The sequence below is a fragment of the Burkholderia cepacia genome, from assembly GCF_001039005.1.
GTDB lineage: Bacteria > Pseudomonadota > Gammaproteobacteria > Burkholderiales > Burkholderiaceae > Burkholderia > Burkholderia theae.
The window spans coordinates 65,284-79,982 of the sequence record NZ_LDWR01000011.1 but is presented as its reverse complement, the minus strand read 5'-3'; the positions used below and the strand labels follow the sequence as shown (position 1 = coordinate 79,982).

Here is a 14,699-nt window from a genome sequence, read left to right as displayed (position 1 = left end):
ATGATTATCTCGATAATGCCGCCTCGTGACGGACGGAAGCCAACCACACGCTGCCGTTTGTGTCCGCCACGTCGTCCAATCCATTTGCACTCCTTACCGGAAACGTCATGAAAAAATCCATCCTGACCGCTGTCGCACTCGCGGCCCTGTCGACCTCGGCCTTCGCAGCGGGCACCGGCACGATCAACTTCACGGGCGAGATCGTCGCGGGCGCATGCGGCATCGATTCGGGCTCGGTCAACCAGACCGTGAACCTCGGCAAGGTGCCGACCAACGTGTTCAAGCAGGCTGGCGACAAGTCCACGCCGACCAACTTCGACATCAAGCTGACCGACTGCGACACGAGCATCGCGCAGAACGCGTACTTCACGTTCACGGGCACGTCGAGCGCGGGTCAGCCGAAGCTGCTCGCCACGATCGGTTCGGCAACCAACGTCGGCATCCGCCTGCAGGCCGCGTCGGGTGAATACCTCGACAACGGCGCCGAGCAGAAGGCGCCGACCGTGCTGCAAAACGGCACGAACATCGCCCGCTTCGCCGCCATGTACGAAGCGACGGCAGCCGGCGTCACGCCGGGTACCGCCGACGGCGTCGCGAACTTCACGGTCCGCTACCAGTAAGCCGCCGTACCGGGGAAGGGTGCGCGCACCCTTCCTCGTTCACATTCCTCCCGTTTTTCTCCTTCTCGGACTTCCGGTAGCGCCGCGTGCGAATCAGACATTCCTTCCTTTGCGTCTCCGTGCTGGTCGTCGGCAGCCAGAGCCATGCGACGGAATTCAATTCGTCGTTTCTGAACATCGACGGCACGAACAATGTCGATCTGTCGCAGTTCTCGCAGGCCGACTTCACGCTGCCGGGCGAATACATGCTCGACGTGCAGGTCAACGACCTGTTCTACGGGCTGCAGTCGATCGAGTTCATCGCGGTGGACGCGTCCGGGGCGGGCAAGCCGTGCCTGCGACCGGAGCTGGTCGCGCAGTTCGGGCTGAAGCCGTCGCTCGCGAAGGACCTGCCGCGCTTCCAGGGCGGACGCTGCGTCGATCTCGGCGCGATCGAGGGCGCGACCGTGCGTTACCTGAAGAGCGACGGGCGGCTCAAGATCACGATTCCGCAGGCCGCGCTCGAGTTCACCGATTCGACCTACCTGCCGCCGGAGCGCTGGTCCGAAGGGATTCCGGGCGCGATGCTCGACTATCGCGTGATCGCGAACACGAACCGCAACTTCGGTGCGGGCGGCGGACAGACGAATTCGATCCAGGCCTACGGGACGGTTGGCGCGAACTGGGATGCATGGCGCTTTCGCGGCGACTACCAGGCGCAATCGAACGTGGGCAACACGGCATACGCGGATCGCACGTTCCGCTTCAGCCGGCTTTACGCGTTCCGCGCGCTGCCGTCGATTCAGTCGACGGTGACGTTCGGCGACGACTACCTGACCTCCGACATTTTCGACACGTTCGCGCTGACGGGCGCGTCGATCCGCAGCGACGACCGTATGCTGCCGCCTTCGCTGCGCGGTTATGCGCCGCTGATCGCGGGTGTCGCGCGCACCAACGCGACCGTGACCGTGTCGCAGGCGGGCCGCGTGCTGTACGTGACACGCGTGTCGCCGGGCGCCTTCGCGCTGCAGAACATCAACACGAGCGTGCAGGGCACGCTCGACGTCGCGGTCGAGGAAGAGGACGGCAGCGTGCAGCGCTTCCAGGTGACGACGGCCGCCGTGCCGTTCCTCGCGCGCACCGGGCAATTTCGCTACAAGGCCGCCGTCGGCAAGCCGCGCCTGTTCGGCGGCGCCGGCATCACGCCGTTCTTCGGCTTCGGCGAAATGGCGTACGGCCTGCCGTTCGACGTCACCGTGTATGGCGGCTTCATCGCCGCGTCGGGCTACACGTCGCTCGCGCTAGGCGTCGGCCGCGATTTCGGCACGTTCGGCGCGGTGTCGACCGACGTCACGCATGCGCGGGCGCGCCTGTGGTGGAACGGCGCGACGCGCAACGGCAACTCGTATCGCATCAACTATTCGAAGCACTTCGACGGGCTCGACGCCGACGTGCGCTTCTTCGGCTATCGCTTCTCCGAGCGCGACTACACGAACTTCGCGCAGTTCTCGGGCGATCCGACCGCGTACGGCCTGGCCAACAGCAAGCAGCGCTACTCGGCGACGATGTCGAAGCGCTTCGGCGACACGTCGACCTATTTCTCGTACGACCAGACGACCTACTGGGCGCGCTCGTCCGAGCAACGTGTCGGCCTCACGCTGACGCGCGCGTTCTCGATCGGCGCGCTGCGCAACGTGAACGTCAGCATGTCGGCATTTCGCACGCAGAGCGCGGGCGGAAGCGGCAACCAGTTCTCGGTCACCGCGACGCTGCCGATCGGCGGCCGCCACACCGTCACGTCGAACCTGACGACGGGCGGCGGCAGCACGAGCGTGAACGCGGGTTATATCTACGACGATCCGGACGGCCGCACCTACCAGGTCAACGCGGGCGCGACCGACGGCCGCGCGTCGGCGAACGCGAGCTACCGCCAGCGTACGTCGGCGTACCAGCTCACGGCACAGGCATCGACGCTCGCCAATGCGTATGCGGCCGCGTCGCTGGAAGTCGACGGCTCGTTCGTCGCGACGCAGTACGGTGTTTCCGCGCACGCGAACGGCAACGCGGGCGATACGCGGCTGCTGGTGTCGACCGACGGCGTGCCCGACGTGCCGCTGTCCGGCTCGCTCACGCATACCAATTCGCGCGGCTACGCGGTGCTCGACGGCATCTCGCCGTACAACGTGTACGACGCGACCGTCAACGTCGAGAAGCTGCCGCTCGAAGTGCAGGTGACGAACCCGATCCAGCGCATGGTGCTGACCGACGGCGCGATCGGCTTCGTGAAGTTCTCGGCCGCGCGCGGCAGCAACCTGTACCTGACGCTGACCGACCCGGCCGGCAAGCCGCTACCGTTCGGTGCGTCGGTGCAGGACGCGGCGAACGGCAAGGAGCTCGGCATCGTCGGCGAGGGCGGCGCCGCGTTCCTGACCCAGGTTCAGCCGAAATCCACGCTTGCGGTGCGCGCAGGCGAACGCACGCTCTGCACGGTCGACGCACTGCCGAACCAGCTTCAACTCGAAGGCACGCCGATTCCGGTGACGTGCCAGACGCCCGGCGAGTCGCACGCAGCGGCCGCGCGGGTCGAACGATGATTTCACGGATCCTGCGATGAAAAACTCTTTGTCCCTTTCTTTCCTGCAGCGCGCGTCATGCGTGCTCGCGACCGCCGGCGCGCTGCTCGCGGGTGCCGCGCATGCGGCGATCGTGCCCGATCGCACGCGCGTGATCTTCAACGAAGGCGAACAGGCCGCGATCGTCACGATCACCAACAAGAGCACGACGTATCCGTATCTCGTGCAGTCGTGGCTCGAGGACGCGAAGGGCAACAAGATCACGTCGCCGCTGATGGTCGTGCCGCCGCTGCAGCGCGTCGAGGCGAACGAACGCAACGTGCTGCGGATCGCGAAACTGCCTGGCACCGAGCTGCCGGCCGATCGCGAATCGGTGTTCTACCTGAACATCCGCGAAGTGCCGCCGAAGACCGATACGCCGAACACGCTGCAGATCGCGCTGCATACGCAGATGAAGCTGTTCTACCGGCCGAAGGCCGTGCAGCCCGCGCGCGACGAGGACTGGACGCTGCCGATGACGCTGCGGGTGGACGCGGCCGCGCACAAGCTGGTGTTCGACAATCCGACGCCGTACCACGTGACGGTGGTCGACGTGAGCGCGGGCGCGCAGAAGACGCCGGTGCCGATCGAGCCGGTGATGGTGAGCCCGATGAGCACGGCCGACGTGCCGTTCAAGGCCGCGACGCCGTCGACGCTGTTCGTCACGCATATCGACGACTACGGCGGCCAGGTGGCGGTCGAGTATGCGTGCGATGCGGGGGCTTGCAAGAGCGTGAAGAAATGAGCGGGGGAATGCGGCATCGGGAATCGCCGGCGGCCTGGTTGCGCTGGATCGTGCTCGTATTGCTGGTCGCGGCCGTGCAGCCCGCATGGGCGCTGCGGTGCCTGACCAACAGCGGTGCAACGTCATTGACCGAGCCGATCGGCGGCGTTGCGTCGTATCCGACCGACGCGCCGGACGGATACGTGATCTGGGTGTCGCCGGTGCGCACGACATCGGGGTATTGCTACAAGGATCTGGGTGACGACGGCAGCCTGAAAGTTGTCGACAACATCTATTTCTACGCGAATCCGAATCGCACGAACCCTGCGTCATGGGGGCTCGAGATCGGTATCCGCTACAAGGGCATCGACTATTTCGACAAGACCAGCAACCGCGGCGGCGGGGTGTTCACCGGCTATTCGGTGCCGCCATGCAGCAAGTATGACTTCGACCGCGGACGTTGCCAGCAGACGCGAATCAGCATCGACTATCAGGTCGTCGTGCGCAAGAAGGGCAACTGGGTTCAGCCGCCGAGCGATATCTACACGGTGTTCCAGTTCGATGGCGAGTTCGGTCTGAACGCATACAACCCGAGCTTCCAGTATCGCCTGAGCGGCCTGCGCAACCTCAAGCCGACGCCGTGCTTCGTCGACGTGCTGGTCACGCCCGAACCGGGCATCGTCAATTTCGGACAGGTGCAGGCGGTCGGCAACGGCTTCATGCCGGCAGTGCCGCGCAAACGGTTCTCGTTGTCGTTGACCAAGAAATGCAATGTCGCGGTACGCGTCGACGGGTACTTCGAAACGAGCTATCCGGTTCGGAACGGCTTGCTGGTGCCTGCGAAAGACAGCAATTTCGGTATCGGCATCGAGGACAGCCAGGGCAAGGCGATTCCATTCAACGAACAGTTCAATCTGGCTCAGTTCCCGTCCAACGTGATGAACCAGAGCGTATTGATGGACGCCGTGCTGAAGTCGTTCGGGCCGCCGAAGATCGGACGATTCGATGCGACCGCAACGATCCGGCTGTTCATCTATTGAGCGAACCAGGGCCGGGCACCGTACGGTCAGTCGCGACAATGAAAAAAAGCGCCGGCATCCCGGCGCTTTTCCACATCTGCTGCGTGATGCTCAACGCACCCAGCGGCACACCTTGTGATGGTGATGATCGAAGTGGCACTCGCGGTGCTGATGCGCTTCGGCGATGGCCGGCACGAGCACGGCCGCGGCCAAGGCCGCGATGGTCAGCGTTTTCAGTAGCGTTTTCATGTTGAAGTCCTTGTCGTTGACGTGCGGATCACCGGAGCAGGAAGGGGATTACCACTGCGGGCGTTGATCGTCGCGCCGGTCGTCCCGATGGTCGTCCCGGCGATCGTCATTCCCGCGCTGATGCTGCGCTTCCCAGTCGTGGCGCTCCCAGTAGCGATTGCCGTCCCAGTAACGATCGCCATGCCAGCCGATCGTGACTTGAGCCGGGCCGGCCGGGTAGGCAACGCATCCGGTCAGCATCACGCTCGATAGCGCGCCGACCATGACAGCGGATAACACGATGGATTTCATGGTTTTCTCCCTTGGAATCAGCAGCTAGATCGTACGAGCCCCCAAAATTTCACGTGGTAAGAAGTTGCTACCGCCCATGACAGGTGCAGGCGCTTCGTCAGGCACGTGAAAGATCGTGCCGGCGACGCGCCAGCCGGTCACGCCGTTCGGGATTGCCGATGACCGCGCACCGCGGCCAATGGACGGTGTCCCATCCGCCCACGCAGCGATTTCGTCAATTGTTCAGACAAATCCTGACAACTGAAAGGGCCATTCGGTAATCAGATTGAGAATGATTTGCGTTTACGTTAAATTGCGCTATCTCGGAATTTGACGGAGCAGATCGATGGCCATGGCGGAAGTGCTCGACCGACCGGCGGCGGCAACGGCGAACCCGTTCCTCGGCAGTTATCCGGACCTGCCGCCGCGCGCCGCGCAGCGTGTGCGCCGTGCCGCGGAGCCCCGCGTGCAGGGCGCGTTGCTCGACGTGCTGATCTCGCATCGCGCGATGCTGGTGAATGTCGCGCGCGGCTTCGTCGGTTGCGCGAGCCGTGCCGAGGACGTCGTGCACGATGTTTTCGTGAAGCTCGTCGAATTCCCGAACCAGGACGCGGTGCGCCAGCCGGTCGCGTATGTGACGCGGATGGTGCGCAATGCGTCGATCGACGCGTGCCGCCGGCAAAGTCTCGAAAACGTCTATCACACGGAAGAGGACGACGGCTACGACGTGCCGTCGTCCGAGCCGACGCCGGAAGCCGCGCTGATGACGCGCGATACGCTGCGGCGCGTATGGGCCGCGCTCGACGACCTGCCGGCACGCAGCCGTGCGGCCTTCGAGATGGTGCGGCTGCGCGAGGAAACGCTGCAGACCGCGGCGCGCGCGCTGAACGTGTCGCAGACGCTCGTGCATTTCATGGTGCGCGACGCGGAGCGCCATTGCGCGGAATGCCTCGACGCGTGCCATCGCGGCGTCGCGTGCCCGGTGTTCCTCGGCGGCCGCGCGCGGCGGCGGTAAAAAAACGCGCCGGCCAATCGTCTATCAGACAGAGGCGGCCGAATTCGCCGCTTCGCCTCCTTCAACCGTCTCCCGCTTTTTTCCGATCATGACGCAAGCCACGACGCCTTCCGCCGACACCGACGATCTCGTCTATACGGTCGTCATCAACGACGAAGAACAGTATTCGATCTGGCCGACGTTCCGGCCCGTGCCGGCCGGCTGGCGCGAGGTCGGCGTGAGCGGCCCGAAGGCCGACTGTCTCGCGCACATCGAGACCGTCTGGACCGACATGCGCCCCGCAAGCCTGCGCCGCGCGATGGACGGCGAGCGCGCGTCGCGCGCGTCGTGAACCGCCGCGCCGCGATCCGGCGCGCCACCTGAAGAGGACGTTGCATGACCCTGCTTTCGTTGCCGACGCTCGACGACCTGCGTATCGAGCCGGGGCTGCCCACCGTCGTGTCGCCGCGCGGCGGCGACGGCATGTCGATCGACGAAGTCGCGCCGCTGGCGCGCGAGATCGCGGCCGACACGCTCGAACGCGCGGGCGGCGTACTGTTTACGGGCTTTCACGTGCCGTCGATCGACGCGTTCCAGCAGTTCGCGGCGTCCTTCGGCGATCCGCTGATCGGCTATGAATACGCGTCGACGCCGCGCAGCCAGGTCGAAGGCGCCGTCTACACGTCGACCGAATACCCGCCGCACCGTGCGATTCCGCTGCACAACGAGCAGTCGTATACGCGCGAATGGCCGTTGCGGATCTGGTTCCACTGCGCGCTCGCGGCGCCGAAGGGCGGCGCGACACCGATCGCGGACAGCCGTGCGGTCTACCGTGCGCTCGATCCGGCGCTCATCGCTCGCTTCGAGCGGCGCGAGCTGCTGTACGTGCGCAATTTCGGGCAGGGGCTCGACCTGCCGTGGCGGCAGTCGTTCGGCACCGACGAGCCGGCCGAGGTCGAACGGATGTGCGCGGCGCGCGGCATCGAATGCGCATGGCGCACCGACGACGACGGCGAACTGCTGCTGCGCACCCGCGAACGCTGCCAGGCCGTCGCGCGCCATCCGCGCACCGGCGATCGCGTGTGGTTCAACCAGGCCAACCTGTTCCATCTGTCCGCGCTCGACGACGACATGCAGGAAGCGCTGGTCGACGCGGTCGGGCTCGAGAACGTGCCGCGCAACGTGTACTACGGCGACGGCGAGCCGCTCGAGGCCGATGCGCTCGCGCAGATCCGCGGCGTGCTCGACCAGCAGCGCATCGTGTTTCCGTGGCGCACGGGCGACGTGCTGATGCTCGACAACATGCTGACCGCGCATGCGCGCGACCCGTTCGAAGGGCCGCGCAAGGTGGTCGTCGCGATGGCGCAGAGTTACTCGGTCCCGCGCGCGACCGACCGGAGGACCGATGACGCGTAGTACCGCCGCGCTTGCCGCGCGGGGGCTGACGGTAGGTTATCGCGACCATGTCGTGATCGACGGATTGGATCTGTCGATCGCGGCCGGCCGCGTAACCGCGCTGTGCGGCCCGAACGGCTGCGGCAAGAGCACGCTGCTGCGCACGCTCGCGGGCCTGCAGCCCGCGCGTGCCGGCCATGTGGAAGTCGACGGAAAGCCCCTTGCGTCGTTTCGTCGTCGCGCGCTCGCGCGCGAGCTGACGATGCTCGCGCAGTTCAACCAGATTCCGTCGGGCCTGACCGTGCGCGAACTCGTCGCGTACGGGCGCTATGCGTATGGCGGCTTCCTGCGCGGCCTGTCGCGCGCCGACCATGCGGCGATCGACGAGGCGCTCGAGACGAGCGGCCTCGCCGACGACGCGGGCCGCGACGTCGGCGCGCTGTCGGGCGGCGAGCGCCAGCGCGCGTGGATCGCGATGGCGCTCGCGCAGCAGGCGCCGATCGTGCTGCTCGACGAACCGACGACCTATCTCGACATCCATCACCAGCTCGACATCCTCGATGCACTGCGTGCGCTGAACCGCGCGCGCGGGCTGACGATCGTCTGGGTGCTGCACGACCTGAACCAGGCGGCCGCGTACAGCGACGAGATCGTGCTGATGCGCGCGGGCCGGCTCGTCGCGCAGGGCTCGCCCGACGCGATGCTCGAACCGGTGCGGCTGCGCGCGGCGTTCGGTGTCGAGATGCTGAAACTCGCGCATCCGCAGACGGGCGCGCCGATGTGCGTGCCGGCCTACGGGCCGTCGAGCACCGCCACGCCGCATGCGGCCGACGTCTTCGACCGGGATCTCGCCGTATGACGACGTTCGCGATGCGCAAGCGCCTCGCGGCGACGGGGAAGGGCGCGGCCACCGGCCGGGCCGGTGCGATCGCGATCGGCCTCGTCGTGCTGATCGCGGGTCTCGCGGCGCTGCGCGTCGCACCCGATTTACGCGTGTGGTGGGACGCGGCGCCCGGCAGCGATGGCGCCGCGCTCGCGCACGTCTTCCTGTTCGACCTCAACCTGCCGCGTGTCGCGGCCGCGCTCGTCGCGGGCGGCTGCCTCGGCATCGCCGGCGCGCTGTTTCAGTCGCTCACGCGCAATCCGCTCGCGTCGCCCGACCTGCTCGGCGTGACGGGTGGCGCGCAGCTCGGCCTGCTCGCGGCGATGCTCGTGCCGGCGCTGGCGGGCGTCGCGTCGGTGCCGCTGCTGTTCGTCTGCGGGCTGGCCGCCGCCGCATGCTCGATCGTCGCGGCCGGCGGCTGGCGCGCGACGCCGTTGCGCCTCGTGCTCGCGGGCAGCGTCTGCATGCTGCTGTTCGCCGCGCTGTCGACGCTCGTGCTCGCGTTCTTCGAGCAGAACATCGCGGGCGCCGCGCTGTGGACCAACGGCAGCCTTTACCAGCCGGGCGCGACGGGCCTCGCGCTCGCCATGCGCTGGCTCGTCGTGCCGCTGCTCGCATTGCCGTTCGTGATCCGGCCGCTGAATCCGCTCACACTCGGCGACGATGCGGCGGCTGCAGCCGGCGTACGCGTCGATGCGACGCGGCTTGCCGCGACGATCGTCGCAGTTGCGTTCACGAGCGTGGCCGTCAGTATCGCGGGCCCGCTGTCGTATGTCGGGCTCGTCGCACCGAACCTGCTGCGCCAGGTGCGCGGCGCGCGTGTGGCGCGTCTCGGCGTGATGGTGCCGCTGTCGGCGCTCGCCGGTGGCGCACTCGTGCTCGTCACCGACAGCGCCGTGCTCGTGTCGGGCCTCGACGCGACGCTGTCGACCGGCGTCGCGATCGCGCTGGTCGGCACGCCGCTGATGCTCGCGATGATTCGGCGCGGCGCCGCGTGGTCGGGCGTGCTGCACGCGGACGCCGAGCGCACGGCGGGCGGTGGATCGACGCGGTTCGTGGGCTGGCTCGAACAGCTTGGCTGGCCGTTGCGTACGGCGCTGTTCGTCGTGGTCGGTGTGCTCGCGGTATGGGTGGGCGTGTCGGCTGGCCCCGAATGGCTGTCGCCCGCACGCTGGCTCGCCGCGCTGTCCGGTCACGATGCGCTCGCGCGGATGCTGATCGACCTGCGCATGCCGCGCCTGTTGTGCGCGCTCCTCGCGGGCGCGCTGCTGGCGGTCAGCGGCGTCGCGATGCAGAGCGTCGTGCGCAATCCGCTCGCGGGCCCCGAAGTGCTCGGCGTCACGCAGGGCGCGGGGCTCGTCACGCTGTTCGCGCTGTCGACCTGGCCGCTGATGGGCCATGTGACGCTCGCGGCGGCCACGCTGATCGGCGGCGGACTGTCGCTCGCAATCACGCTCGTGCTGAATCACCGGCATCGTTATGCGCCGCTTGCGGTCGCGCTCACGGGTATCGCGATCGGCGCGCTCTGGACGACGCTCGCGCAATGGCTGATCACGCAGCAAAGCGTGCAGCCCGCGCGCTTCGTCGTGTGGCTCGTCGGCGGCACCTATGGCCGCAGCTGGGGCGAGGTGTCGATGCTGCTGCCGTGGTGCGTGCTCGCGGTGCCCGTGTTCGCGTGGCTCGCGCGACCGCTCGACATGCTCGCGCTCGGCGACGACCAGGCGGCCGCGCTCGGCCTGCCGGTGGCCGCGCTGCGGCCGCTCGCGCTGACGATCGCGACGCTCGCCGCGTGCGCGGCCGTCGCGGCGGTCGGGCCGGTGGGCTTCATCGGGTTGATGGCGCCGCACGTCGCGACGATGCTCGGCGCACGCCGGCATCGCACGCGGCTGTGGCTCGCGGCCGCGTGCGGCGCGCTGATTCTCGGTGTCGCGGATCTCGCGGCCCGCACGGTCGTCGCGCCGCGCGAAGTGCCGGCCGGCGTGCTGACCGCGTTGATCGGCGCGCCGTACCTGCTCGGGCTGCTGATTCTCGAGGGGCGCCGCGCCCGGCGCGCGGGGCGATGACGCCATTGCCCGACGGCGCGCGCGCCACGCGTTTCTCGGCGTTCGCGCCCGAACCGTTTGCCGATCATCTCGACGTCGTCTGGCTCGGCATGCCCGACGACGCGCATGCGCCGGGCCGGATCGTCGTGCCCGTCAGCGCGTTGCCCGAGCAGCGTGACGCGGTGCTCGACGCGATGGTCCGCCATTATGGCGGCGATCCGGCGCAGCATGCACGCGCGCTGATGTCGCAATGGAGCAAATACTATTTCGGCCGTGCGGCGCCCGCGGGCGTCGTCGCCGCGCTGACGCTCGGCCGGCCGCTCGACATGACGCCCGAACGCACGTTCGTCGCGCTCGACGACGGGATGCCTGCCGCGCTGTATTTCGCGGCGGACGCACTCGGCGCGCCGTGCGACGAACCCGCGCCGCGCTATACGGGGCTCATCGCGCATCTCGGCGCGGTGATCGACCTGCTCGCGGCGATGGGGCGCGTCACGCCGCGCGTGCTCTGGAGCAACGCGGGCAACCTGCTCGACTATCTGCTCGACACCTGTCGTTCGTTGCCATGCGCGGCCGATCCGGTGCGCGACGCGGACTGGCTGTTCGGCTCGACGTGCAACGGCTGCGAACCGAATCCGCTGCGTGTGCCGGTGCGCGATGCCGTGCCGCGCTCGCCGCTGCTGCCGACGCCGTTTCGCGCGCGCCGCGTGTGCTGCCTGCGCTACGAAATTCCTGGAGAAACGCAACTGTGTGGAAGCTGCCCCCTGCTACTGACAATGGACGACGCGGCGCTGGCCGAGCAGGACGCGATCCGGTGACACACGCCGGCCGCCGGCATGCGCTTGGCGCACTCGCCGCGCTCGGCGCCGCGTGCTGCGGCACGTTTTCCGCAACGGCTGCCGCGGTGACTGCTGCCGGCGACGCACTCGGCGCGCAGGCCTCGCGTGCCGTGTCGCTCGCCGGCAATCCCGTCGTGTCGCAGGCGAGCAAAACGATGCCGGTGCGGCCGCAGCGCGTGGTCGCGCTCGACTTCATGTTCGCGGAAAGCGTGATCGCGCTCGACATCGTGCCGGTCGGGATGGCCGATGCCGCGTTCTATCCGGGCTGGCTCGGTTACGAAAGCGACCGGCTCGCGCACGTGACCGACATCGGCTCGCGGCAGGAGCCGGGGCTCGAGGCGATCGCGGCGGTCAAGCCCGATCTGATCATCGGTGTCGGCTTCCGGCATGCGCCGATTTTCGACGCGCTCGACCGGATCGCGCCGACCATCCTGTTCCAGTTCAGCCCGAATGTTTCCGAGGACGGCGTACCCGTCACGCAGCTCGACTGGATGCGGCAGATCTTCCGGACGATCGGTACGGTCACGGGGCGCGACGCGCGTGCGCAGGCAGTTGATGCGCAACTCGACGCGGGGATCGCGCGCAATGCGGCGCGCCTCGCGGCCGCGGGCCGAAAGGGCGAGCGCATCGCGCTGCTGCAGGATCTCGGCTTGCCCGACCGTTACTGGGCCTATACGGGCAACAGCACGTCGGCGGGTCTCGCGCGTGCGCTCGGGCTCGATCCATGGCCGAAGAAGCCGACGCGGGAAGGCACGCTGTATGTGACGTCGGCCGACCTGCTCAGGCAGCGCGACCTGGCCGTACTGTTCGTAACCGCGTCGGGGATGGAGGTGCCGCTGTCGGCGAAGCTCGATTCGCCGGTGTGGCGCTTCGTGCCCGCGCTGCGCGACCGCCGGATCGCACTGATCGAACGCAATATCTGGGGGTTCGGCGGGCCGATGTCGGCGCTGAAGCTGGCCGACGTGATGACCGATACGATGCTGAAGCTGCCGGTCGCGCGTTGAGCACGTTGAGAACGTCGAGCACGTGAACGTGTGGCGGCGGAGCATGCCGCTTTGACGGGAAGGGTGTTGTCGTTGGTTTGATGGCGGGCGTCCTCGGCGTTTCCGCTCGGCCGCTTATCCACAACATTCCATTCCGAAACGCACATCGCCGACACGCTGCGGTTGCCGCGCGTCGGCGATTCATTGATGGACGGCTTACGCGCTCAGCGCATCGACGCCGTCCCGCGCATGCGAACGCGCGGGCATCGTGTCGCTGACGATGCGCCCGTTGTCGAGCTTCAGTAGCCGGTCCGCGAGATCGAAATAACGATCGTCGTGCGTGATCACGATCACGGCCTTGCCACGCGCGCGCAGCTCGGGCAGCAATTGCTCGTAGAACACGGCCTTGAACGACGGATCCTGGTCGGCCGCCCATTCGTCGAACAGGTAGAACGGCCGGTCCTCCAGATACGCGACGACGAGCGCGAGCCGCTTGCGCTGCCCGGTCGACAGCGCGCGGGTCGAGAACGCGCCGTCGACCACTTTCACCTTGTGGTCGAGCGCGAGCTTCGCGACGAGCGCGTTCGCGCGTGCATCGGCCTGCGCGCGGGCCGGATCGTCGGGATCGACGATGCCGAGCAGCGCATCGAACAGGTGGAAATCGTTGAACACCGCGCTGAAGCGCTGCCGGTACGCCGCGCGCTCGCGCCAGCCGATCGGCCGGCCGTCGACCTCGATCGTGCCTTCCTCGGGCTCGTAGAGTCCCGTCAGCACCTTCGCGAGCGTCGTCTTGCCGCTGCCGTTGCCGCCGACGATGAACACGAGCTCGCCCGGCTTGATCGTCAGGTCGACCGGTCCGATGCTGAACATGCGTTCGTCGCGTTCGTGGAAATACGCGTGCGTGACGCCGCGCAGCGTGACGGCGCCGGCCGTCGGCACATCGGGCGCGTCGGCCGCGGGCGGCACCGTGCGCAGCGCGCCGAATTCGGCCATCACGCCTTCGATCCGCGTGAGCGACACGCGCGCCGCATTGACGGTCGGCAGGTTGTTCAGGAGGCCGTCGAGCGGCACGAGCATGAACAGGAACACGACGACATAGCCGGCCGCCGCGCCCGCATCGGCATGCACGCCGAGCTGCGGCCAGAACGACGCGACGCCGAGGAACACGTAGAACAGGAAGATGATCCAGCCGACCCCGACCGCGTACGCGCTGAACGCGCGGCGGCGGTGGTCGCGCACTTCGCCGATCGCGGCGCCGAGCTGGCCGTCGACGAACTGGCGTGCGCGCGCATCGTGCAGCTTCAGTTCCTTCGCGCCGGAAAACAGCGAGCCGAGATAACCGAACAGGCGGTCCTGCGCCTTGCCTGCGGCCTCGAGCGACGCGATCGCGCGACGGTCGCCGGTGTGATAACCGAGCGAGCCGGCGATGATCGCGGCCAGCGCGAGCACGCACACGGGCCATGACAGCCACGCGAGGTAGCCGAGGCAGCCGAACACGATCGAGCCGTGCATGACCAGGTTCGGCAGTGCGAAGAACAGCATCGACACGTTGGTCGCGTCGTCGGTCAGCACCGACTGTACGGGCGCCGCGCCGATCCGCTCGATGTCGCGCAGCTCGGCCGCGCCGACGCGCCGCGCGAGATGCACGCGCAGCCGCGCCATCGTGTCCTGCGACAGGCGGGCGAACAGCGTGCCCGACACGATCCGCGTGACGAGCGCGATCACCGCGCACAGCGCGAAGCGCCATGCGAGTGATGCATCGGCCGCGCCGGGTGTCGCGAGCGCGCGGTTCAGCGTCGCGACGAGCAGCACGCTCGCGACGCCGTTCAGCACGCACGCGGCGAGCGCAAGCGCGAGCGACGCGCGGCTTTCGCGCAATAGCGCGAGGATCAGGCGGGCCGCGGGGCGGGCGGGAGAGGCGTCGAGGGACGGCGGGGAAGCAGGCTCGTGGGCAGCAGTCATCGGCAACGTCGGTAAAGGGAAGACAAGTGAATACGCGGAAACGGCAAAACGGAGGCGAAAGCGTCGGAGGGCGAGCCTGGATCCGGCTTTCCTCCCTGATAGACGAACGGGCCGCGCAAATATTTAGC

Annotated in this window: 14 protein-coding genes; 11 read left to right on the top strand and 3 right to left on the bottom strand. The window is 67.9% G+C overall.

All coding sequences use genetic code 11. From position 1 onward, the window contains the following. Positions 1-107 precede the first annotated feature (107 nt). The 4 genes from VL15_RS05405 to VL15_RS05390 all read left to right on the top strand — a co-directional run bounded on the left by VL15_RS05405 (position 108) and on the right by VL15_RS05390 (position 4,975). Positions 108-620, top strand: a complete 513-nt coding sequence (locus VL15_RS05405; protein ID WP_034186931.1) for a fimbrial protein — start codon at positions 108-110, stop codon at positions 618-620. Between the two features lie 119 nt (positions 621-739). Continuing rightward, positions 740-3,193, top strand: coding sequence for a fimbria/pilus outer membrane usher protein (locus tag VL15_RS05400; protein ID WP_048243768.1), 2,454 nt, complete (start codon positions 740-742; stop codon positions 3,191-3,193). A gap of 16 nt (positions 3,194-3,209) precedes the next feature. Further along, complete coding sequence (locus VL15_RS05395) at positions 3,210-3,956, top strand: molecular chaperone (protein ID WP_048243767.1); 747 nt, start codon at positions 3,210-3,212, stop codon at positions 3,954-3,956. Beyond that, the gene (locus VL15_RS05390; protein ID WP_048243765.1) at positions 3,953-4,975 is read left to right on the top strand and encodes a fimbrial protein; all 1,023 of its coding nucleotides are present in this window, start codon (positions 3,953-3,955) and stop codon (positions 4,973-4,975) included. Before VL15_RS05395 ends, VL15_RS05390 begins: the two co-directional genes overlap by 4 nt. A 90-nt stretch (positions 4,976-5,065) precedes the next feature. Here the strand turns inward: VL15_RS05390 and VL15_RS42610 are convergent, their stop codons facing one another. After that, positions 5,066-5,203, bottom strand: a complete 138-nt coding sequence (locus VL15_RS42610) for an HHHH-motif protein (protein ID WP_196319544.1) — start codon at positions 5,201-5,203, stop codon at positions 5,066-5,068. A 48-nt stretch (positions 5,204-5,251) separates the two neighbouring features. Beyond that, a complete protein-coding gene (locus tag VL15_RS05385; RefSeq protein WP_048243763.1) occupies positions 5,252-5,494 on the bottom strand; it encodes a hypothetical protein in 243 nt (80 codons plus the stop codon). Between the two features lie 325 nt (positions 5,495-5,819). Between VL15_RS05385 and VL15_RS05380 the strand changes: the two genes are divergently transcribed. The 7 genes from VL15_RS05380 to VL15_RS05350 all read left to right on the top strand — a co-directional run bounded on the left by VL15_RS05380 (position 5,820) and on the right by VL15_RS05350 (position 12,630). Further along, entirely contained in the window at positions 5,820-6,488 is a 669-nt protein-coding gene (locus tag VL15_RS05380) for an RNA polymerase factor sigma-70 (protein WP_048243762.1), read from the top strand. Positions 6,489-6,576: 88 nt separating this feature from the next. Continuing rightward, positions 6,577-6,819 (top strand): MbtH family protein, encoded by a 243-nt coding sequence (locus VL15_RS05375; RefSeq protein WP_021163602.1) that lies wholly within the window; start codon positions 6,577-6,579, stop codon positions 6,817-6,819. Positions 6,820-6,863: 44 nt separating this feature from the next. Further along, positions 6,864-7,883 carry a TauD/TfdA family dioxygenase gene (locus VL15_RS05370; RefSeq protein ID WP_048243760.1) on the top strand — a complete coding sequence of 340 codons (1,020 nt, stop codon included), beginning with the start codon at positions 6,864-6,866 and terminating at the stop codon, positions 7,881-7,883. Then, positions 7,873-8,721, top strand: a complete 849-nt coding sequence (locus VL15_RS05365; RefSeq protein ID WP_048243758.1) for an ABC transporter ATP-binding protein — start codon at positions 7,873-7,875, stop codon at positions 8,719-8,721. Before VL15_RS05370 ends, VL15_RS05365 begins: the two co-directional genes overlap by 11 nt. Next, positions 8,718-10,808, top strand: a complete 2,091-nt coding sequence (fhuB, locus tag VL15_RS05360) for a Fe(3+)-hydroxamate ABC transporter permease FhuB (RefSeq protein WP_048243756.1) — start codon at positions 8,718-8,720, stop codon at positions 10,806-10,808. Before VL15_RS05365 ends, fhuB begins: the two co-directional genes overlap by 4 nt. Further along, the gene (gene fhuF, locus VL15_RS05355) at positions 10,805-11,605 is read left to right on the top strand and encodes a siderophore-iron reductase FhuF (RefSeq protein ID WP_048243754.1); all 801 of its coding nucleotides are present in this window, start codon (positions 10,805-10,807) and stop codon (positions 11,603-11,605) included. The genes fhuB and fhuF overlap by 4 nt, the downstream gene beginning before the upstream one ends. Further along, a complete protein-coding gene (locus VL15_RS05350; protein WP_048243752.1) occupies positions 11,602-12,630 on the top strand; it encodes an ABC transporter substrate-binding protein in 1,029 nt (342 codons plus the stop codon). The genes fhuF and VL15_RS05350 overlap by 4 nt, the downstream gene beginning before the upstream one ends. Positions 12,631-12,825: 195 nt before the next feature. Here the strand turns inward: VL15_RS05350 and VL15_RS05345 are convergent, their stop codons facing one another. Continuing rightward, positions 12,826-14,571, bottom strand: coding sequence for a cyclic peptide export ABC transporter (locus VL15_RS05345; RefSeq protein ID WP_048243751.1), 1,746 nt, complete (start codon positions 14,569-14,571; stop codon positions 12,826-12,828). Positions 14,572-14,699 lie beyond the last annotated feature (128 nt).